This is a genomic window from Paraburkholderia sp. (assembly GCF_047605525.1).
GTDB lineage: Bacteria > Pseudomonadota > Gammaproteobacteria > Burkholderiales > Burkholderiaceae > Paraburkholderia.
Genome location: NZ_JASGFN010000021.1, coordinates 34,745 through 54,881, shown reverse-complemented (window position 1 = coordinate 54,881; position 20,137 = coordinate 34,745). Strand labels below are relative to the sequence as shown.

The following is a 20,137-nucleotide window of genomic DNA, read 5'->3' as shown; positions in this document are numbered from 1 at the left end:
CCTTCCGCTCGAATCGGTTTATCGGAGTGCGTTTTGACCACTGTTCATGGGAGGGGGAATATCGCCCGATACGCCTTTGTGCGCTGCATCGCGTCATGCTGCATCACCATTGCCAGACGTCCGTGTCCCGAATGTCCCAGATTTCGAACGGCGTCTTTCCGGCCGGCTGCCGTGTAACCGACAACCGTCCGTTGATGACGCGAGCCGCGGTGGTGAAAAACTCGAAATGCGAGCGCCTGGTCTCCTCGCGCAACTCGTCGTCGAATGGCTGTAAATGCGGCGAAACGTGCATCCGGATGTGACTGGACGTCGACGTGACGATCTCGTGATCCTGTTCGCACGCGGTCAGCAGTGAACTGACGAAGGCACCATACGCCGCTGCACCGGAACCCTCGATCGCCTGGGACTTCATCAGTGCACCGGTAAACTGCACAGCGAGGCATCGCTGGCTTTGCGCGAGAAGGTATTGCGCAACCGTCTCACCGTGGCGTGCAACGAGTGATTCGAAAGCGGCTTTGAAATAACTGCCGACATATCGTCTCCGCGCCTTGAGCACGCGAGCCTGCGGCCACAGAATCGCATCGAGCTTCGGCTGTTCCGACACGATACATTCGGGCGTCCGCCCGGCCACCTCGTAACGCACGCGTTCGTCGGTGCGCAAGTCGTATGGGTATTCGAAAAAATAGCCTTCGTCATACGGATGACCTTCGGTCATCGTCTTCGTAATCACCCAGCCGAGACGCGCGGATCCCAGCAATGCGCCGTCGTTCGGATGCCAGATACCCATAATTTCGCGGCGTATCGTCGAGGGGATGGAGAGCATCGATAGACCCGGAAACGCCCACATCGGCCCCAAGTTTCTGTTCCATACGCGGCTCTGCGATTCCTCGATGTACTGCATATGCAAACCGCCGATCAGGTTGGTAAAGAAGTGATACTTGCCGGCGACGACCGCGGGCGGTCCAGAGCTATCGATGCCTAGTTTCTCCAGACCGCGAAGAAACTGCGACTGAGACGATGCGCCCAGCAGGCCGCGCCAGAGATGGCCGAGTTCCGCTGCGCCTTTCTCCCGATACGTAATCAGATTGAGTGCCGAAAATTGAAGCTGCCATAGCCGGCACGCTAACGCGCATCGCGCCGCATCGGGTGCCGTAGGATCGTGGATCAAAAGATCTTTCATGTCCGATCCGAAATGATCTTCATCGCTTCATTCGCCCATCCGAGGCGTACGCCGTCGCCCGGTTTTAGATCGATCTCGTCCGTTCCTGTCGGTTGTTTCGCGACGATGCTGTGCCCGTTGATCGAAGCGCTGATTCGCGTCTGACCGCCGAAAAAGATAACGTCGTCGACTGTCGCGGAGACTACGTTGTCCGCATCGCTGCGCTCGTCAAGTATCCGTACGTTCTCTGGCCGCAGCAGCAGCAGATGGTTACTATCGATGGCGGCATCGGTCGAAGGCGGCAGGTAAAGTGTCTCGCCGCCCAGTCCTTCAAAGCGTGCGCGGTTTCGCTGACCGACGAACTTTACTTCGAGCAGATTTGCTTCGCCGAGGAAATTCGCCGCGAACTGCGATCGCGGTCTGAAATAGAGGTCTTTCGGGCTGTCGATCTGGACGATTCTTCCCGCATCCATCAGGCAAATGCGGTCCGACATGGACATCGCTTCGTCCTGATCGTGTGTCACATACAATGCGGTGAAGCCGAGCCGATCGTGCAGGCGCTTGATCTCGATTTGCAACTGCGTTCTCAGTTTCTTGTCGAGTGCGCCGAGCGGTTCGTCCATCAGAATGATCGACGGCTCGTACACGAGGCAGCGTGCGATCGACACGCGCTGTTGCTGTCCACCCGACAACTGTTTCGGACGGCGATCGGCGAATTGCTCCATGTCGACGAGCGAAAGCGCACGTTCGACGCGCGAACGAATCTCGGCTTTCGCCATTCTGCGGATTCGCAGCGGAAACGCGACGTTCTCGAACACGGTGAGGTGTGGCATCAACGCATAATTCTGAAACACCATGCCGATGCCGCGTTGGCCCGAGGACAAGTTCGTCACGTTGCGACCGTCGATCCATAGTTCACCGTCGCTTGGTTCAGTAATACCGGCGAGAATGTTCAGCAGCGTCGTTTTACCTGAACCGCTCGGTCCGAGCAGCGTCAGAAACTCACCGGCACGGATATCGAGATCAGTTGGCGCCAGCACGGTGCTGTTGCCATAGCACTTTTGTACGCCGCGAAACGAAATCTTCGTTTCTCTTTGCTGGGCAGTGGGTTCGGCGCGCTTTTCCGATGTCGGTTTGGCATTACGACGAAGCTTATAACCGGACGCATCGAGATCCCAGCAATCGTTAAGGGATCGGGGTAAATCGGGCTTCCTGATGCGATGCGTGGGCGTGCGAGGAAAGTCGTCGACGAACGTTACGTAGCGTGGAATCTGGAAGTACGGCATTTTGTCTTCGCACCACCGGATGAGGTCTTCCGGCTGGAGTGTCGCGCCGGCCGTAGTCCGAATGAAGATTTTCAGATCGTCCTCGCCGACGTCGCTCGGCACACCGATCAGCGCGGATTCCTCGACGCACGGATGCTGATTGATCACCCGCTCGACTTCCCACGCAGAGATGTTTTCTCCACGGCGGCGCACGCTATCTTTCTTTCGACCAACGAAATAGAAATATCCATCTTTATCCCGGTAGCCGAGATCGCCGGAAAAGAATTGGCCGTCACGCGTCATTGCGGCACTCGCTTCGGGGTTGCGGAAATATCCTTTCGAAGTCAGACCGGGAAATTCCGGCCGTACGACGATTTCTCCCGTCACGTTATCGCCGACCGGTCGACCGGCCTCGTCCACGATATAGACGTTAAAAGGCGAAATGGCCTGGCCAATCGATCCTTCGCGTCCGGTCCGGTTCGCTGTGACGAAACTCGTCACTTCCGTGAGGCCGTATCCTTCGCGGATCGTCACGCCGAAGCGTGCTTCGGCTGCATGCCAAACCTGCGCCGGGCAGCCGCCGCCCCATGCGATCCGAACGCGGTGATCGGACTCGGCCGGGCTTGGCGGTTGCTTTAGCAGGATGGGCAGTACGCCACCGAGATAATGAATATGCGTGACGTTATAAAGCTTCGCATCGGACCAGAAGCGCGACGCGCTGAAATTCCTGACAAGTGCGAATGTCGCTTTTTTCAGCAGTGCAATGAGCGGAACCTGCCCGCCCGCCAAATGGTGGAGCGGCTCCCACAACAGCATGACGTCGCCTGCTTCCATACCGGCCACATGGATGCATGTTCCGGCGCTGGCACGCAACGCGCGATCCGTGACGAGCGAGCCTTTCGGCTCGCCAGTCGTGCCGGAGCTGTAACTGAGACACAGCACGTCGTCGGGTGCCGGCGACGGCAACGCGTTTCTCGTCGGAGGTGTGTTCAGCATCTGTTCGAAGCTGAGTTTGGACGTGCCGCCGTCACGCCAGATGACGAGTGGAATCGATTGCGTTTCCAGCAGCCGTTCGAATGTATCGCGATATGTGGCGTCGACGATAGCGGCGGCGGGATCGGCATGGCCGGCCAGAAACGCCAATGCGTCGCCTTTGCTGTGAATGTTGATCGGCACCCAGATTATGCCGGTCCGGAGCATCGCGAAGATCGTGATCACATGATCGATGTGCTGTGGCAACATTACGAGCACACGCTGGCCTGCTTCGATTCCGGTATCAAGCAGCGCGGATGCAAGACGATCGGCTTTCTCCGAGAGTTCGCGAATTGTATAAGCGCGATTCTCAAAATGGCAAAGCACATGATCAGGATCGCTTTCGACGAGCCCGTCGATTAGCTTGCGAATCGTGTAGTCGGAAATGAAGTCTTGAATGGCGCTGGATTGCACTTCGACGTCTCCGGAAAATGACGACTAATACTAAAAATCAGGCGATCGGCTTTTCGGACCGGCTGAAAAATGCCGCGACGCAGATCAGCAACGATCCCATGGTCAACACCGTGGAGACAGCGGCGAGCACTGGCGAAACTTCCCATTGAATCGAGCTGTACATCTTGACTGGCAGCGTCTGCGTGCTGGTACCCGTAATGAACCACGCGATCACTACTTCGTCGAACGACATCAGGAACGCGAGCAATGCGCCGGAAAACACCGAATGCCACATCTGCGGAAGCGTTACCCGAATGAAAATCGTGAACCAGTTCGCGCCCATCAGCCTCGCCGCGACTTCGGCGCCTTGCTCGACCTGCTTTAATCCGGAGGTCGCGGTGACGAAAACGTACGGCATGATGAATGCGGCATGTGCGAAGACGAGTCCGTACAAAGAATCGATCACATGCAGCGGCGAAAAGAGCAGATAGATACCGAGCGCGATGACGACCGTCGGCAGCACGAGTGGACCGACGAACGTCCCGTTCAGGAAGGAGCCAATGAACGTCCGGTAGCGGCCGCGCAATACACGATTGAGCGCGAATGCAGCCGGAACGCCGGTCAGTATCGCGATCGCCGTGCTGCAGACGGCGACGATCATGCTGCGTCCCAGCGCATCCGTCCAGGCCGAGTCGCCGAGGAACGCGCGATAGAGGTCCAGTGACGGATGCGACAGCGCAAGCGTGCCGGTCGGGCTGAACGAGATTGGAATGACGATCAGTGTCGGCAATAGCAGGAACGCATAAATTAGCGTGACGAGAATATTGAGCGGCCGGAATGCCGTGCGCAGCGACGCGGACTTGCGTTGCGATCCCATCGTCAGATCTCCGACTTGTATCGGCGCAGCAACCGCGACCCGACAATCAACAGGCCGGCGATCACGGTCAACGTGATTGCGATCGCCGATGCACCAGGCCAGTCCAGTGTTTCGCGCAGCCGAAGGTCGATCAGGTTGGCGATCATCAAATCGGAGCGACCGCCGAGAAGGGCAGGGGTGATATAAGCGCCGAGACCCAACGTGAACGAAATCATGAACGCCGCGGCGATACCGGGCAACGTCAGTGGTAGCGTCACGCGCCAGAAGACTTCGAATGGCGATGCACCCATAAGCTTTGCGGCGCGCAGAAGGTTCTGATCGATCGACAGAAGATTCGACAGCAACGGGAGTACAACGAACGGAATGATCTGGTGCGCCATCGCGATCGCCACGCCTGTCCGCGTAAAAAGCACCTCGACCGGACCGAACGGGAAAAAGGATGCACGCAGGGCCTGATTGAGCAAACCATCACGCCCAAAGATCACGATAAAGGCATAGCTCTTGACCAGAATGCTTGTCCAGAACGGAATGAGGACGAGCATCGTAAGAAAGCGGCGCGTTCGTTCGCTACGCGCCGACATATGCAGTGCGAGCGGATAGCCAAGCAATATGGCTGCGATGCTTGAAAAGAATGCGATCTGAAACGTGTTGTCGATTACGCGCCAGAAAAGCGAATTCTTCGCGAGCAACCTATAGGCCTCGGTCGTCCAACCATCCGCGCCGTGGAAGCTCGTCCAGATTGCGAGGCCGAGCGGCAGAAGAAAGGCGACCAGCATGATCGCGGTACCTGGCGTCAAGAACACGACAGTGTGTGAATACTTCGGTTGGCGAACTAAAGTTATCACTCGTTCGGCTGGCTTTTGACGGATGCTGCTCACGTCACTCTGATGACGGGGTATCGCGGTCATATTCGTAAGATATATTGATATCCAATATATGTGTTGTGCTTTGCAATACTATTGCTTGCCAAAACGGCAAAGTCAAGCGTCCATGGTGCGGGGTCGATGCACGACGCGATGCGCGGCCTGGCGACGGCAGCGAAGGAAACGGAGCGCTCGAGGCCGCTCGTTGTCGATCCGCCAAAGCCGGTCAGAACCGCGTGCGAAGCCCGAGCGCGACCTGTGTGCTGGAGCGTCCGCCGTTGAAGGTGCCTGACGGTACGAACTTGTCGTTGATCTCCGCTCCGCTGAGACGCGTAAATGCGGCCTCCACATACACGTCGGTCCGCTTTGACAGTAAATAGTCGAGGACCGAATAGACGGTCGTCACGTCGCCTCGTCCGCCGTCGATAGCACCGCTGACGTGATCGCGAAAGAAGCCCACCGAGCCCTGCAATGCCGGCACGAAAAGATAGCTCGCGCCGAGCACGATCACGCCGTCGCGGCGCGTGTTGGGATTGCCGGCGTTGGAAAGCAGGCTTGCGTTTGCCAGCGGCGTGGTCGTGCCCGACGCACCAGGCGTGAAATCCGGGTCACGCAGCGAAAGCAGATATTGCGCATAGAGTTTGGCGTTGCCGAGTGAGAGCCCGGCGTGAATACCGGCGTAATTCATCGTTTTATCGTTCGCGTCGCGCGATTTTTCGAATGTTCCGCCAAGTGTGAAAGGCCCGGTTGAATACATCGCACTGCCGGCCAGGGTGGAACCGACAGTGACGCTGCCCGGTGTGCCGCCGACCGAATATTGGAGCATCGTATTAATCCCGTAGCCGCTGAAGCTGTATTGAATCGTATTGTCGAAACGGCAACCCATCAGCAACGAGGGCCAACTCAACGACAGCGGGTTCGCCCATTGCAGCGCGTCGAACAAGCTCGAGATCAGGAACGGTGCCGTGTACTGACGCCCGAAGGTCAGAGACTGCGTCGTAGCGCTGCCTTTATACGATAGTCCGACGAATGCCTGGCGGCCGAAAAGCTGGCCTTGCTGGCCAAGCTTGCCGTTATAGACGGCGAAGCCGTTTTCCAACGTGAAAATCGCTTTCCAGCCGCCGCCGAGTTCTTCGGCGCCCTTCAGGCCGAAGCGGCTGCCCTGTAGCGCGCCTTCGCTCATCATCGTCTCGCTGCCACCCGCTACGCCTGTCTGGTGATAGACGGCGACGTCGATGAGGCCGTACAGCGTCACGCTCGACTGCGCGTGTGCCGACGACGTACCGCAGCTCACTGCCGCGATCGCCAGAGCCATGCATGGAACGCCGATGGATTTCCGGCGAGTGAATGTGCTCGACGATGAGCGCGTACATTCATGCGTAAGTCGTTCGGCTTTGTTGTTCACATATTCATTGGTATCACGCATTTCGATCAATCCTGACATGGTGTTCCCCGTTGACGGTGAGATGATGGAAATCCTGACGGCAGCACATCGTTCCAGGATCATGTTTGTGAAATGTTAATTAGTAAAACTGAAAAAATTAGGCGCGTTGTCCGTCAAGTTGTTCTAAAAATAGACGGTGAAAGATCTCCAGGAATGCGCAAGACGTCTGCGTTTCGCCTTGGCTGACGGTAAATCAGTGTTGATGCAGGCTTTAGAGATTTTCCGAGGATGTTCCTAGCTCAGCATCCATTCCATGAAACGCGCGTTCAATGCGTCGTAGTGCGTTGCCCAGTAGACATCGTCAACGACGATGTGATTCGGGTCAGCGAGATTCGGAATCCATTTGAGCGCGGAAGGTTGCATCATTTCGCGCGCTGTTCTCGTATTAGGGATGCCGCTCATCGCATTGCCGAATGCAGCCTGCCTGTCGGGTCGCAGCGCGAAGTTGATGAATTTCATTGCCGCTTCCTTGTTTTTGCTGCCTTTGACTACGCAGTAATAAATCGAGGCAAGCGTGCATTGCGCCAAAGACATATCGAGCGCGATGCCGGACGCCTGCGCTGCACGGATCCGGCTGTTGTACGCGTAGCTGAAATCGACTTCGCCCGTCTGCAGAAGACTCGTCATTTGCGCCGTTTCGGCTGCCCATTTACGAACGTAGGGCTTGATTTGATCAAGCGCGCGGAAACCGCGTTCGACATCGAGCGGATAAAGGCCTTTCGGCGAGACACCCGATCCGACGAGGGCCATCTCGAGCGTTTCGCTGACCCGTGCGCGTAGCGCACGCGCACCGGGGAAGGCCGCGGTGTCGAACAATTGCGGGAAGTTCACGGGATGCTTGCCCGCTGCCGCATGCTTGGAGCCCCACGCGGCGCCGCCCGGATAGAGGTACATCCGCACCATGTCGTGTGACGTGCTGGGGAGCAACGCTTTCGACTGGTCGACGATATGTGTGTCGACGGTCTCCCAGAACCCGTTCCGTGCGCCGGCCATCGCCATCGAACCGGGCATGTCGACGATATCCCAGTCGATATTGCCCGTCTGAATCTGTGCCTTAACTTTGGCGAGATCGGGGCCTTCTGCGATGATTACCGGGATTCCCGTTTCCTGCGTGAATGGATCGCTCCATTCGCGTTTGATCGTTTGCGCGGCAAGGCCGCCCCAACTGACGAGAACGAGCGGTTTCTGACTCGCGCGTACGCGGCCCGGAATCAGAATGAAAGGTGCCGCAATCGCTGCGCCGGCCGCTCCGACGAATGCCCGGCGCTTCAACGATATGTTCGAATCCGAAGAACTTGACATGGAATCTCCCGCAATTTTCAACATCGTTTCGCAATCGCGAGCGGCGTTTCGACTGCCGCCCGAGCGACCCCGTCTCACTCGTCGCGTATTTCCGCGGCTGAGCGTAGAGCGCTCGCAATGAAACCGATATCGGGCTGTGTTTCGAGCGTCTTTACCTTTTCCAGCAATTCATGCGCGCCGTGGGGTGGCAGCAGCGCGGACACCTTGTCGGCGAGTTCCTTGTCACCCCAGCGTGTTTCTGCATTCCACGGATCGCCCCACGCGTAATCGCTCTCCGCGCGGAACGTATCGGTACGGGTCCGCAAAACGATCGCGCTCGGCATGTACTTGACGATGCGGTCGCTCGATTTCTCCATCGATTCGAGAAATTCCGACGCGCGGGCGTGTTCGACGACCTTCACGCAATCGCGCAGACGTCGCACGCGCGGATCGTTATCGACGTTGGCGGATAGCCATTGTTCACCGGGTGGCACGTTTAGAAGCCTCATCGCGGTTGCATGAGGATAACTAAACTGTCTACTGATGAAATTGGACGGATTCGGATTCAAAAAACGCTCCGACATCGCACAGAAATTCGTTTCGATGACAATTTCTTCGATGTCTTCCGGCACGATCGTGTGCTGCTCGAGTAGGTGTTCGAGGGCGGTGAGCGGGTAGTGCATCCAGCGGCAGCAGGGCCATGGCTTGTACATGATGTCGCGCAACAGCCAACGCTCGCCGAGACGGTCGAGCAGTGCGTCGAAATCCGGTTCCATGATCGCCGTCATCCGAAACAGCCCGCGCGGGCCGTCGAGAAGCGTCGGTATGGCGGTTGAGCCGGCTTCGGCCGACAACGCGCCGAATACGCCGGCCAGCGTGCACCAGCCGGTGTCGCAATATTTGGTGTTCGGCAGATCGACTTCGACCGACCATTTCGCACCGATCGGGACGGGCGTGTTCGAGCCCGCGATGCCGAAGGCTTGCGCAATCAGCGGCGTGTCGAAATTGAGTGCCTTCGCCGCCGCGCCGACCGCCGCAAAAACGACGCAGGTAGCGATGCCCCATACGTCGGGCAAGCCGACGACCTGACCGTTTTCGACTTTCAGATATGTGCCGCATGCCTCGGAGATGCGGCCGCCGAGTTCGTATCCGGCGATGACGGCAAGCAGGAATTCGCGGCCAGACAGCTTGCGCGCTTCCGCAATCGCCAGCGCGGCCGCGAACGCACCGCAGCCGAAATGAACGCCGGACGGATAGGCCTCTTCGAAGTCCATCGAGTTGCCGAGCCGGCCGTTCGCGTAAGCGGCCGCGGCGACCGTGAATCGCTGCGCGCTGCCGGCAACTGACGCTTCGCTTCCGCTGCCGAGTATGCGAGCGAGTTCGGTGCTCAAGGGGCCGATTTCCGAGCGGGCGGCCGCGCCGACACACGCCGTCAGATCGAGCACGAAGCGCTTTGCTTCGGCGACAACGTCCGCGGGGACGTCCTCCAGACGCAAGTTTGCAATATAGTGCGCGAGCTGCTCGGTCGGATTGGGTACTGGTTCCGAAGCGACGCCGTTGTCATTCATCAATTCTCTCCGAGCCGTTTTTGCGATTAACGAATTGCCTGGTGCGATCCGACATTTCGCCATGCTCGAGCGCCGCGATTTGCGCGGCCTCGGCAAATTCGAACGCTGCATCGATATGCGATTGTTCCCAGCGGCGAAACCATTCCTTCGTCAGCCGGACCGCAGTCGACGATTTCGAGCCGAGCATTGCGGCGACATCGATCGCTTCCCGTAGAACCTGTTCGCGCGGTACGACGCGGTCAATCAACCCCAGCGCCAGTGCTTCTGTCGAATCCAGGGTTCTACCGCTCAGAGACAGCTCGCGCGCACGCGCGGTGCCAATCCGCAGCGACATGATCAGCGAGCCCGTTATGCTCGGAATGCCCGAATTGATTTCGACCTGACCGATGCGCACGTCGGCATGGGCGACGCGAAAGTCGGCGAGCAAGGCGATCTGGAAACCAGAGCCAACCGCGAGTCCGTTCAGCGCGGCGACGAGCGGCTTGCCGAAGCCGCGAATCGATGCATAAAAGCGTCGCCAGGAATCCAGACTATTTTTGACATCGGAAGGCAAAGCGTGACGCGCGATTTCGCCGATATCGGCGCCGGCACAGAACGACTTCTCGCCGGCCCCCGTCAGCACGACGGCGGCAATATCGGCGTCAGCGTCGGCCGCACGCAATGCAGATGAAAGCTGCTCGCGCATCGGCAGATTCCATGCGTTGAGCTTGTCAGATCTCTGCAGCGTGATAACGAGCACATCGCCACGGAGATCCGTCGAAATATACGTTATCGACGTCATTTGTATTGAATAGCAATATTATAGATTCGATAATCGATACTATCTACAGCTAAAATACCCCTGTCAAGCGCGTCAGGATGGGTATTTAACCTGGATGGAGCCGGAAACCGCGCATGCGCTTGCTTCCGGTCCAAGCGGACGGAAGAGGGCGCGCACGTGCTTGAGGAGCAGAATAGGGACGCGTCTCTTGCGGGCGATATCAATGCATGCCCAGATCAGTCACGCTCAGAAGAAGAGGTACACGCTGGAAGAAATCGTGCAGCGGCTTGCTCAGGACGGAGAGCTTTGTCTCGCTTGCGCTGGCCGATTACCTGCAGAAGCAGGATATCCATGTCGTACTGGTGGAAACCGATACCTCGAATCCAGACGTTTCGTGTGGCCGAATGAAACGTGTGTGACATCGTGCAGTAACGCAGCTACGCCGCTGCTTCGTCGAGATCGGCACGACCCCAAGGCCCGAGCGGCGCAGCGTGGCGACGATCCGGTGCGTGGCTGCACAGGCGCCGCATCTCCGGAAGGCCGGGCGGCCACCCGACAAAAAAGCCAATCGCCGCGACTATCGTTCGCTCACTCCACGGACGCACTACGTCGCCGTAGAGCGGCCGCGTGTTTCCGGCATGCGCAGATAGACTACGAGCGAGATCGCCGCCCACACCGTCACGTACCAGTAGAAGTACGGTTCGTGTCCGCTCGCCTTGAACCGCAAGGCGACGAATTCGGTCGTGCCGCCCAGGATGGCGGTCGTCAACGCGTAGGGCAATCCCACCGCAAGCGCACGGATGCGCACGGGGAACAGTTCCGTTTTCGCGAGCATGTGGACCGACGTGAACCCGCTCAGCATGACGAGGCCGGCGAACGCCAGCAAAAACGCGACCAGCGGATTGTGGGTGACACTCAGCGCGGTGAAGAGCGGCACGGAGAAGACCGCGGTCGACAACCCGAAGCAGATCAGCACCGGGCGTCGCCCGAACACATCGGAGGCCAGACCGAACAGTGGTTGCAGCGGCATATAAAGCAGCAGCGCGGCGGCCGACACCAGCGTCGACATCTCCTTCGAGAGCCCCACTGTGTTCACCAGATACTTCTGCATGTACACGGTGTAGGTGTAGAAGCCGACGGTGCCGCCAACCGTGATGCCGATCGCCAGCAGAATCTGTCGCCAGTGCGTGCGCAGTTGCGTGACGACGGATGGTCCCGCCTCGCGCGCGCCGCGCTGGAACGCCTCCGACTCGACCACGTTGCGCCGCATGTACAGTGCGAACAGCGCGAGCGCGCCACCGACCAGGAAGGGCACACGCCATCCCCAGCGCTCGATCTGGTCCGCGGTCATCAGCAGGTTCTGCATGAGCAGCATCAGCGCCAGCGCGACGAGTTGCCCGGCGACCACGCTGACCTGCAGGAATCCGAGGTAGTACCCGCGGCGATTGGCGGGCGCGATCTCGCTCAGGTAGGTCGCGCTGGTGCCGTACTCGCCGCCCATGCTGAGCCCTTGCAGCAGACGGGCCGCGATCAGCACGGTCGGCGCGAGCACGCCAATCGTCGCATAGCCCGGCGTCAGCGCAATCATCAGTGAGCCGATGCACATCGCGGTCACCGACCACGTCAGGGCCGACTTGCGACCGTGCCGGTCCGCATAGAAACCGATGAGCCAACTGCCGAGCGGACGCGCGACATAGCCGACGGCCGCGATTGCCGCGGTGTTCATCAGTTGCACCGTCGGCCTGTCACTCGGGAAGAACGACTTCGCGAAATAGATCGAGAAAATGCTGTACGCCAGAAAGTCGTACCACTCGATCAGGTTGCCTGCCAGTCCACCGACGATCGAGCGGATACGCGGCCGCGCAGCGACGCCAGCCGGTTGCGTGCCAATCCGCGAATTTCCCATGCCCAAATCGGATCTGTCTGTCACCTCATTCTCTCCTGACGGGTTCTTTTAATGACAAACGAACCAGCGGCCTGCCCGCCGCCGGATCGCATGAAGGTAAGACCAATCGCATCTGAAGTCCAGGAAGCTCGCATCTCCCGCGGGCAGATTGGTAATCTATGAATGCAATGCGCCCCGTGCCACGGGCACGGCGCACTACGCCCCCCAATTCTGGCGAGGAGCAAAGCATGGCCTACCGCAACTATCACAAACGCAAGATTGCCGATCGGGAACTGCACCCTGAAACGCAGATGATGTCATATGGCTACGATCCCTTCCTGTCGGAAGGCTCGGTCAAGCCGCCCGTGTTTCTGACGTCGACGTTTGCATTTCGCACCGCGGAAGACGGCGCCGAATTCTTCGATGTCGTCTCGGGTCGAAAGCCCGCGCCGGACGGAGAAGGCTCGGGGCTCGTGTACAGCCGCTTCAACCATCCGAATCTGGAAATCGTCGAGGATCGTCTGGCGCTTCTCGACGACTCCGAATCCGCGGTGGTGACGTCCAGCGGGATGTCCGCCATCGCGGCCATTCTGCTGGCATTCCTCCGACCGGGCGACTGCGTGGTTCAATCCGCGCCGCTTTACGGCGGAACCGAAACGCTGATTTCGAAGTTCCTGCCCGAATGGGGCATCCGTTCCCAGGTGATCAACGATGGTCTTTCCGTGTCATCGATCCGCGACGCGCTCGAAGCGGCTGCGCGGAAAGGTAACGTGCGTATGTGCTACATCGAGACACCGGCCAATCCGACCAATGCGCTGTTCGATCTGGAAGGTTTGCGCCACGAGATCGATGCGTTCGAAGCGCGGCACGGCTACCGTCCTCTTTCGATATGCGACAACACGTTGCTCGGTCCGCTGTACCAGAAGCCGGCGCGCCAGGGCATCGACCTGAGCGTGTACTCGCTGACAAAGTATATCGGTGGGCACAGTGATCTGGTGGCGGGGGGCGTCACGGGCAGCCGCGCCCTCGTCACGAAAGTGCGCGCCATCCGCAGCGCGCTGGGGTCCCAGCTCGATCCGCATTCGTCGTGGATGATTGCGCGCTCGATGGAGACGCTCGTGCTGCGGATGGAACAGGCCGCTCGCAGCGGCGGCACCGTCGCTCGATGGCTCGCCGGCAATCCCTATCGTCCCGTGCGCGTGCTGCATCCGGAGCTCATCGATGACCCGGCATACCAGGACGTTTATCAGCGTCAATGCAGTGGACCAGGCTCGACGTTCGCTTTCATCCTGGATGGTGGCCGCGAGCAGGCGTTCCGCTTCATCAACCACCTCACGCTGTTCAGGTCGGCCGTCAGCCTCGGCGGCACGGAGTCGCTGATCTGCCATCCTGCCTCGACGACGCACTCCGGCGTTCCGGTCGACGCGCGCGCGGCTGCGGGAGTGTCGGAGGGGCTGATCCGCGTATCAGTCGGTCTCGAACATCCGGACGACCTGATCGCCGACCTTGCATACGCACTGGAGCACTGCTGAAGCAGGGAATTTACTTCTCACTCCAGCCAGCGTGCGGCGCTCCTCATTCAGGGAAAAGAGCGCCGCCCGCCACGTTCACGCGGCTCAGAACGCGTGTCGCAACCCCACCATCCCCACGAACTGCGACGGGCCCGACGAGGGCGTCGTATTCTGCGAGTCGCCGACCACCGCGACCGCGTCGGCAATGCCCACGCCGCTGCCCGCCGCGATCAGCGACTTGCCGCTCGCATGCTGATACGCCTCGAGCGCATACAGCGTCGTGCGCGTCGAAAGGTTGTAGGTCTGTTCCAGCGAGATCTGGTGATAGTGCGCGGGATCGCTGATGCCGTTCGCCTTGCTCGCCTGCGTGAAGCTGTAGCCGCCGCCGACGGTCACGCTCGGCGTGAGCCGGTAGGTCGAAATCACGCCGTACGTGTTGAACACGGCCTTGTCGAGGAACAGCGAGCCGTTACCCGGCGCGTATTGCACGTTCGAGTAGTTGACGCCGACCATCAGGTCATGCCAGCTATAGCGGCCCGCGGCGGCGAACAGTTGCGCGCTGCGCGCGCTCGCGTAGCCGTTGTTGACCGGCGAGTTGATCGCGAAGCTGCCGAGCGCCGCGCTCGTCGCGATGTCCTTGAGCTTCACGTAGCCGGCCGCGACCGACACCGGCTGGTAGTCGTAACGGAACGCCGCGCTGAAATGACTGCCGTTCGCGATGCTGCCCGGCACGCCGCCGAGACCGTATTGCGCGCTTGCCTGCAGGCCCGCGACCGTCGGCGACAGATAGGTGACCGAGTTGTTGAAGCGCAACGTCGTATCGAGTGCATCGATATCGCCGGGGTGCGCGCCGGTCGCGCCGGTCAGCACGCCGGTCGGCCCGAGCGCGCCGACCATCTGGAAGTAGGGTGTGTATTGCCGGCCGAGCGTCACGGTGCCGTAGCGGTCGTTCGCGAGGCCGACATACGCCTGGCGATTGAACAGGTAGCCCGCGGTGCTTTGCGCGCCCGTCAGCGAATTGAAGCCGCTTTCGAGCCGGAAGATCGCCTTCGTGCCGCCGCCGAGATCTTCCGAGCCGAGGAAGCCGAACTTGCTCGCCTGCAGGTTGCCCTGGCTCATGTAGAAATTCGAGTGGCCGTGCTGGTTGCTCACGTAGCTGAACGCGTTGTCGACGACGCCGTACAGCGTGACGCTGCTTTGCGCCGCCGCGCTGGTCGAAAACGCCGCGCCCGCAAACGGCAGGCAGCAGAGGGCGAACGCGCGGGTACGCGTGCACTGGATGGATTTCATGATGGACGTGTCTCCGGATTCAGATGGATGGCCTGATCGCTCAGGCCGCTGCGGTTTGTTTTCAGTGCCTCGTCGTGCTTTCGGGTGCTTCGCGTGCCTTGGTGCTTCGCGGTGCGCCCGTGTTTCAGTGCGGCGGCGCAATCGTCAGGCAGCGCCAGCCGTCCGCGGTATGGTCCGCCTCGAGCGTACCGTTCTCGCAGACAATCGCGCGCGTCTCGTGCATCGGCACGAAGATGCGCACTCGCGGCTGCGCGTGCTGCATCCAGCGTGGACGTTCGACCGAAATGCGCAACGTGCTTGCGTCGCCGCTCAGCGTGACGTTCCAGCGGCCTTGCTCGCCGCTGCGCCATGCTTCGCTGTCGCCGTCGTCCTCGATGCAGCCGCCTTGCGCGGTGCCCGCGCCGGCATACGGCACCGCGAGAAACGCGCGTTCGTCGGCGGGACGGCCGAAGTGCTGCCCGGCGATGTTCAGCGGAATCACGCCGCCTTCGCGCACCAGGAACACGGGCCGCTCGAACGGCGCGGGCAGCGTGACCGTCCGACCGCCGTCGAACGCCTCGCCGCTCCAGTACGACACCCAGCGCGAGCCGGCCGGCAGATAAACGTCGCGCGTGGTCCGGCCCGCGTCGACTACCGGCGCGACCAGCATCGACGAGCCGAGCATCATGTCGTCGCCGTCGGCGAGGCAGCGCGGGTCATGCGGAAACTCCGCGAACATCGGCCGCGACACCGGTTCGTACGCGCTATGCGACTGCCACAGCAGTTCGTACAGATAGGGGATCAGCCGGTAGCGCAGCTTGATCAGGTCCGCCACCTGCCGCGTCACTTCAGGGTGCATCCACGGTTCGTTGACGGTGCCGTCGTCGTTCCACGAGTGAATCGAAAAGCGCGGCAGGAAGATGCCGAACGCGACCCAGCGCGCGAACAGCTCCGGTTCCGGCGCGGGACCCGAAAAGCCGCCGATGTCGTGCCCGCTATTCGACACGCCCGACATCGCCAGTCCGAGGCCCATCTTCAGATTGAAGCGCAGTGTTTCCCACGACGTGTAGTTGTCGCCGGACCACGTCTGCACGTAGCGGTGCATGCCGACGCCGCCCGAGCGCGACACGAGGAACGGGCGCTTGTCGGGCGCATGTTCGCGCTGCGCGTCGCGCGACGCGCGCATCATCAGTTGCGTTTGCAGCACCTTCGCCTGGTGCGCGGGATACGCGTTGCCGAAGCCGCGCGCGATCGCATGCGGCGACCAGATCTCGAACTCGTTGTTGTCGTTCCACGTCGATGCGATGCCGTATTTCAGCAGCGCATCCTTCACGCGTGCTTTCCACCAGTCGATCGTCGCGGGATTCGTGAAGTCCAGATACGCGCCGACTTCGTCCCAGAACTGCACCCATGCAGGTTCGCCGTCGGGCGCTTCGATCAGCATCCCGGCCTGCGCGACTTCATCGAACGCCGGATGGTCCTGCAGCAGGCACGGCTTGATGTTCGCGCACAGACGCACGCCGTGGTCGAGATAGCTCCGCACGAAGCCGTCGATGTCGGGAAACTTCTCGTGATTCCAGTTGAACACGTAGCGCTTCGGACCGATCGACGTATAGCCCGACGACAGATGGAACGAATCGCACAGCACGTCGTGCTCGCGGCAGCGTTCGATGAATTCGCCCATCTGCTGCTGCGCGTCCGGCGCGTCGGTGTAGCTCATCGTCGAGCCCGAGTAGCCGAGGCCCCACTTCGGCATCCACGCGGGGCGCCCGGTGAGCCACGTGAAGCGGCGCACCGCGTCGAGCGGCGTGCCTGGGGACGCGATGAAGTAGTAGTCGAGATCGCCATGCTCGGCGATGAAGTGGCGATAGTGGCCGTGGTAGTTGTCGAGCTCGCGGCCCATGTCGAAGCGGCAATCGGCGAGTGTGTCGTAGAAGATGCCGAAGCCCGTCGACGTTTGCGGCTGCCACGTGACGTAGAACGGAATGTGCTTGTAGAGCGGGTCGGTGGTGCGCGCGCTGTAGCCCATCGCGTCGATGTTGCGCATCTCGAAGCTCTGATGCGCGCGATCGAGCGAGCCGGCGCGCTCGCCGAGGCCCACGTACATTTCGTCGCGGCGCCGCTCGACATAGTGATAGATGCGCGAGTCCCACCAGCCGAAGTTGTACGCCTGGGTCTTGCGGTCGTTCATCACGCGATGCCATGCGCCGTCGTGCTGGATGTCCCACGCGCAGGCGCCGCCGTCGAGCGCGACGCTCACGCGCGCGCGCGGTCTCGATCACGACGTGTCCGGCGTTTTCTGTCACCGTGAACGGCGGCGGCGTGAAGCCGCTCAGGTCGCGGCGCTCGCGGCCTTCGAGCGGCACGTCGTCGGCGCCGGGCGCGATCGCCCAGGTGCGCGGGCCGCGCGTGTCGCCGTCCGGCAGCACGAGCACGCGGATGATGTCTTGCGCGAGCACGAACAGCTCGATGCGGCAGTTCGGCTGCGCGGTGAGAACGATCGGGTTGCCGGCCGTGGACGACAACGCGAAGCGCGGCGGATGTTTGAGATTGGTCAGTGATCGCATGATGAGTCTTCGATAAAGGTCACGCAGCAGGATTGGCGCTGAGCTCGGCGCGGCGCGCGCGGCCGTGGCGCGGCACGCCGCGCATCAGGAAGATCAGCAGCGCCGCGCCGATGATGTCGAACGCGCCGAGCGCGCCGAAGAGCGGCGTATAGCCGATCGAATCGGCGAGCGCGCCGACCATCAGCGAGAAACCGAGGCCGCCGATCCACGCGGCCATGCCCGCGAAGCCGGCGACGGTGCCGACCTCGCCCGGATCGAACACGTCGGCGGCAAGCGTGTTGACGAGCGCCGAGATCATCTGGTGCGCGAAGCCGCCGACGCAGAAGAGGGCGATGGCCTGATAAGGCGATGCGACGAGCCCGATCGACGCCGGGCCGAGCATCATCAGCGCGCCGAGCACGACGCCCGAGATGCGCGACCAGATCAGCGGCACGCGCAGATGCTTCATCAGGAACGGCGACAGGTAGCCGCCGAACAGGCCGCCCAGATCGGCGGCGAGAAACGGTAGCCACGCGAACATCGCGATCTGCTTCAGATCCATATGACGCTGTGTGGCGAGGTAAAGCGGAATCCAGAAGCTGAAGGTTTGCCATGCGGGCTCGGCGAAAAAGCGCGCCTGCGCGATCGCCCAGAAGCGGCGCGTGCGCAGTACCTCGCGTACTTTCGCGCGCTGCGGCGCGGGCGGCGCCTGGCCGTCGAGGATTTTCGTGCGTTCGGCTTCGGTGACGCGCGTGTGATCGGCGGGCGAACGGTACAGCAGATACCACGCGGCGGCCCACACGAAGCCGAGCGCGCCGGTCACCGCGAACGCGCTCTGCCAGCCGTAGCGCAGCGACAGGAACACGACGAGCGGCGGCGCGAGCAGCGAGCCGAGCGACGTGCCCGCATTGAAGTAGCCGACCGCGACGGACTTCTCGCGATCGGGAAACCATTCGGCGACCACCTTCATGCCGGCCGGAATCGCGACCGCCTCGGAGAGGCCCATCAAGCCGCGCAGCGCCGCGAGCGACAGCCAGCCGCTCGCGAAACCGTGGAACACGCCGGTCAGCGACCACAGGCAGGCGAAAAGAGCAAAACCGAGCCGCAGACCGATCAGATCGATGATCAGGCCGCACACCGGCTGCATCAGCGTATAGCCGGCCTGGAATGCGCCCACCACATACGAGTACTGCCGCGTGCTCATGTTCAGCAGCTTCATCAGCTCGGGCGCCATCACGCCGAGCGCGTTGCGCGACAGATAGTTGACGATCGTCCCGACGCACACGAGGGCGATGATCCACCAGCGCAATCCCTTGATCGTTTTCAAAATCAGTCTCCGTGGCACATGGAGCCGCCGCCGGGAGACGGACGGTCATGCGCGAATTCGAACATTTGTTAGTCTTCAGTGTCGGTCATCCTATCACTAGGAACGAACGTTGATATAAGGGGAAACCATGATGTATCGGGTAATGTTCCTTGATTTACAGGAAAAATTTAACGAATACCTCATCAGGCAAGAAGAGTGATCTGATGACTGCATGTAAGAATATAGGTCGTTAATTTTCTTTCGAACATAAAAATGTTCGTTTGTGATGAGTGAGGCAAGCGCAGGCGCCGGGACCATGCGGATCGCCGTTAACGGCGCCCTTTGCGGCGTTTTTTCACCACCGTCTGTCCGATGTAACCAGACGTTACCCGTCGGCTGAACGCGCGATTTTCAGCATCAGTTATTACAAAGTTGAAATACGCGCCACGCTGCCTTGCGCTATATTTCCGCCAACAAAACACGTTCCTATAAAGGGTGATCAATGAAGTCCGCTCGTCTTGTTCCGCTTCTGCTCGGGGTGTTGACGTTGGGTGCATCGGGCGCCGCGATGGCTTCCGGCCTCAATGTCGGCGTCAATATCGGCATTCCCGCACCGGTCTACGTTGCACCGGCTCCGGTCTACGCACCGCCGCCGCCTCCGCCGCCGCCCGTCGTCTATCAGCCGGCGCCCGTGTACGGCGGTCCGGCAATCGTGATCGGCTGGCATGGCGACCGCTATTGGGACGGCCATCGCTACTGGGCGCGCGATGACTGGTATCGCCACCATCCGCCGGGCCGCGGCTATGGTCACGACCGCTACGATCACGGTCGCGGCTGGCATTGAGTTGCGCCGCGCCGATGAAAGGAACCGCCCGCAAGGGCGGTTTTTCTTTGGCGCGCGCGTTTGACGGCGGGGCAGGTCGTTGCATCGAGCCGGCTGACTGCGCGGACGAATTGGGTAGAATTCCCCCCACCGCC

At 60.8% G+C, this 20,137-nt stretch carries 13 protein-coding genes and 1 pseudogene; 2 read left to right on the top strand and 12 right to left on the bottom strand.

Annotated features, from left to right (window positions below):
• Nucleotides 1-103 precede the first annotated feature (103 nt).
• The 9 genes from QM685_RS26620 to QM685_RS26580 form a co-directional block, all read right to left on the bottom strand.
• Nucleotides 104-1,180: a hypothetical protein gene (locus QM685_RS26620; protein ID WP_415121042.1), complete on the bottom strand. Its 1,077-nt coding sequence runs from the start codon at nucleotides 1,178-1,180 to the stop codon at nucleotides 104-106.
• Nucleotides 1,177-3,870 carry an AMP-binding protein gene (locus QM685_RS26615; RefSeq protein WP_415121040.1) on the bottom strand — a complete coding sequence of 898 codons (2,694 nt, stop codon included), beginning with the start codon at nucleotides 3,868-3,870 and terminating at the stop codon, nucleotides 1,177-1,179. The genes QM685_RS26620 and QM685_RS26615 overlap by 4 nt, the downstream gene beginning before the upstream one ends.
• Before the next feature lie 37 nt (nucleotides 3,871-3,907).
• On the bottom strand, nucleotides 3,908-4,726 hold the full coding sequence (locus tag QM685_RS26610; protein ID WP_415121038.1) for an ABC transporter permease: 819 nt from the start codon (nucleotides 4,724-4,726) through the stop codon (nucleotides 3,908-3,910).
• 2 nt (nucleotides 4,727-4,728) lie between these two features.
• Entirely contained in the window at nucleotides 4,729-5,502 is a 774-nt protein-coding gene (locus tag QM685_RS26605) for an ABC transporter permease (protein WP_415121036.1), read from the bottom strand.
• A gap of 313 nt (nucleotides 5,503-5,815) precedes the next feature.
• On the bottom strand, nucleotides 5,816-7,096 hold the full coding sequence (locus QM685_RS26600; protein ID WP_415121034.1) for a porin: 1,281 nt from the start codon (nucleotides 7,094-7,096) through the stop codon (nucleotides 5,816-5,818).
• A 171-nt stretch (nucleotides 7,097-7,267) separates the two neighbouring features.
• On the bottom strand, nucleotides 7,268-8,335 hold the full coding sequence (locus QM685_RS26595) for a polyamine ABC transporter substrate-binding protein (RefSeq protein WP_415121032.1): 1,068 nt from the start codon (nucleotides 8,333-8,335) through the stop codon (nucleotides 7,268-7,270).
• 74 nt (nucleotides 8,336-8,409) lie between these two features.
• Entirely contained in the window at nucleotides 8,410-9,882 is a 1,473-nt protein-coding gene (locus QM685_RS26590) for an MmgE/PrpD family protein (RefSeq protein WP_415121030.1), read from the bottom strand.
• Nucleotides 9,875-10,663: an enoyl-CoA hydratase/isomerase family protein gene (locus QM685_RS26585; protein WP_415121029.1), complete on the bottom strand. Its 789-nt coding sequence runs from the start codon at nucleotides 10,661-10,663 to the stop codon at nucleotides 9,875-9,877. Before QM685_RS26585 ends, QM685_RS26590 begins: the two co-directional genes overlap by 8 nt.
• A 583-nt stretch (nucleotides 10,664-11,246) precedes the next feature.
• Nucleotides 11,247-12,572 (bottom strand): MFS transporter, encoded by a 1,326-nt coding sequence (locus QM685_RS26580; RefSeq protein ID WP_415121027.1) that lies wholly within the window; start codon nucleotides 12,570-12,572, stop codon nucleotides 11,247-11,249.
• 203 nt (nucleotides 12,573-12,775) lie between these two features.
• Between QM685_RS26580 and QM685_RS26575 the strand changes: the two genes are divergently transcribed.
• Nucleotides 12,776-14,059, top strand: coding sequence for a cystathionine gamma-synthase family protein (locus QM685_RS26575; RefSeq protein ID WP_415121025.1), 1,284 nt, complete (start codon nucleotides 12,776-12,778; stop codon nucleotides 14,057-14,059).
• A gap of 84 nt (nucleotides 14,060-14,143) precedes the next feature.
• Here the strand turns inward: QM685_RS26575 and QM685_RS26570 are convergent, their stop codons facing one another.
• The 3 genes and pseudogenes from QM685_RS26570 to QM685_RS26560 form a co-directional block, all read right to left on the bottom strand.
• Nucleotides 14,144-15,328: a porin gene (locus QM685_RS26570; RefSeq protein ID WP_415121023.1), complete on the bottom strand. Its 1,185-nt coding sequence runs from the start codon at nucleotides 15,326-15,328 to the stop codon at nucleotides 14,144-14,146.
• A gap of 124 nt (nucleotides 15,329-15,452) precedes the next feature.
• Nucleotides 15,453-17,874 (bottom strand): annotated as a pseudogene (locus tag QM685_RS26565) (TIM-barrel domain-containing protein).
• 19 nt (nucleotides 17,875-17,893) lie between these two features.
• On the bottom strand, nucleotides 17,894-19,180 hold the full coding sequence (locus tag QM685_RS26560; RefSeq protein WP_415121021.1) for an MFS transporter: 1,287 nt from the start codon (nucleotides 19,178-19,180) through the stop codon (nucleotides 17,894-17,896).
• Nucleotides 19,181-19,661: 481 nt separating this feature from the next.
• Here QM685_RS26560 and QM685_RS26555 point away from each other — a divergent pair, with 481 nt between their 5' ends.
• A complete protein-coding gene (locus QM685_RS26555) occupies nucleotides 19,662-20,003 on the top strand; it encodes a hypothetical protein (protein ID WP_415121019.1) in 342 nt (113 codons plus the stop codon).
• Nucleotides 20,004-20,137 lie beyond the last annotated feature (134 nt).

Coding starts and splice junctions, on each gene's coding strand:
- QM685_RS26590 (WP_415121030.1), bottom strand. CDS start 9,882: ATGAATGACAACGGCGTCGCTTCGGAACCAGTACCCAATCCGACCGAG.
- QM685_RS26600 (WP_415121034.1), bottom strand. CDS start 7,096: ATGATCCTGGAACGATGTGCTGCCGTCAGGATTTCCATCATCTCACCG.
- QM685_RS26575 (WP_415121025.1), top strand. CDS start 12,776: ATGGCCTACCGCAACTATCACAAACGCAAGATTGCCGATCGGGAACTG.
- QM685_RS26570 (WP_415121023.1), bottom strand. CDS start 15,328: ATGAAATCCATCCAGTGCACGCGTACCCGCGCGTTCGCCCTCTGCTGC.
- QM685_RS26605 (WP_415121036.1), bottom strand. CDS start 5,502: ATGCTGGTCGCCTTTCTTCTGCCGCTCGGCCTCGCAATCTGGACGAGC.
- QM685_RS26620 (WP_415121042.1), bottom strand. CDS start 1,180: ATGAAAGATCTTTTGATCCACGATCCTACGGCACCCGATGCGGCGCGA.
- QM685_RS26610 (WP_415121038.1), bottom strand. CDS start 4,726: ATGGGATCGCAACGCAAGTCCGCGTCGCTGCGCACGGCATTCCGGCCG.
- QM685_RS26555 (WP_415121019.1), top strand. CDS start 19,662: ATGAAGTCCGCTCGTCTTGTTCCGCTTCTGCTCGGGGTGTTGACGTTG.
- QM685_RS26595 (WP_415121032.1), bottom strand. CDS start 8,335: ATGTCAAGTTCTTCGGATTCGAACATATCGTTGAAGCGCCGGGCATTC.
- QM685_RS26585 (WP_415121029.1), bottom strand. CDS start 10,663: ATGACGTCGATAACGTATATTTCGACGGATCTCCGTGGCGATGTGCTC.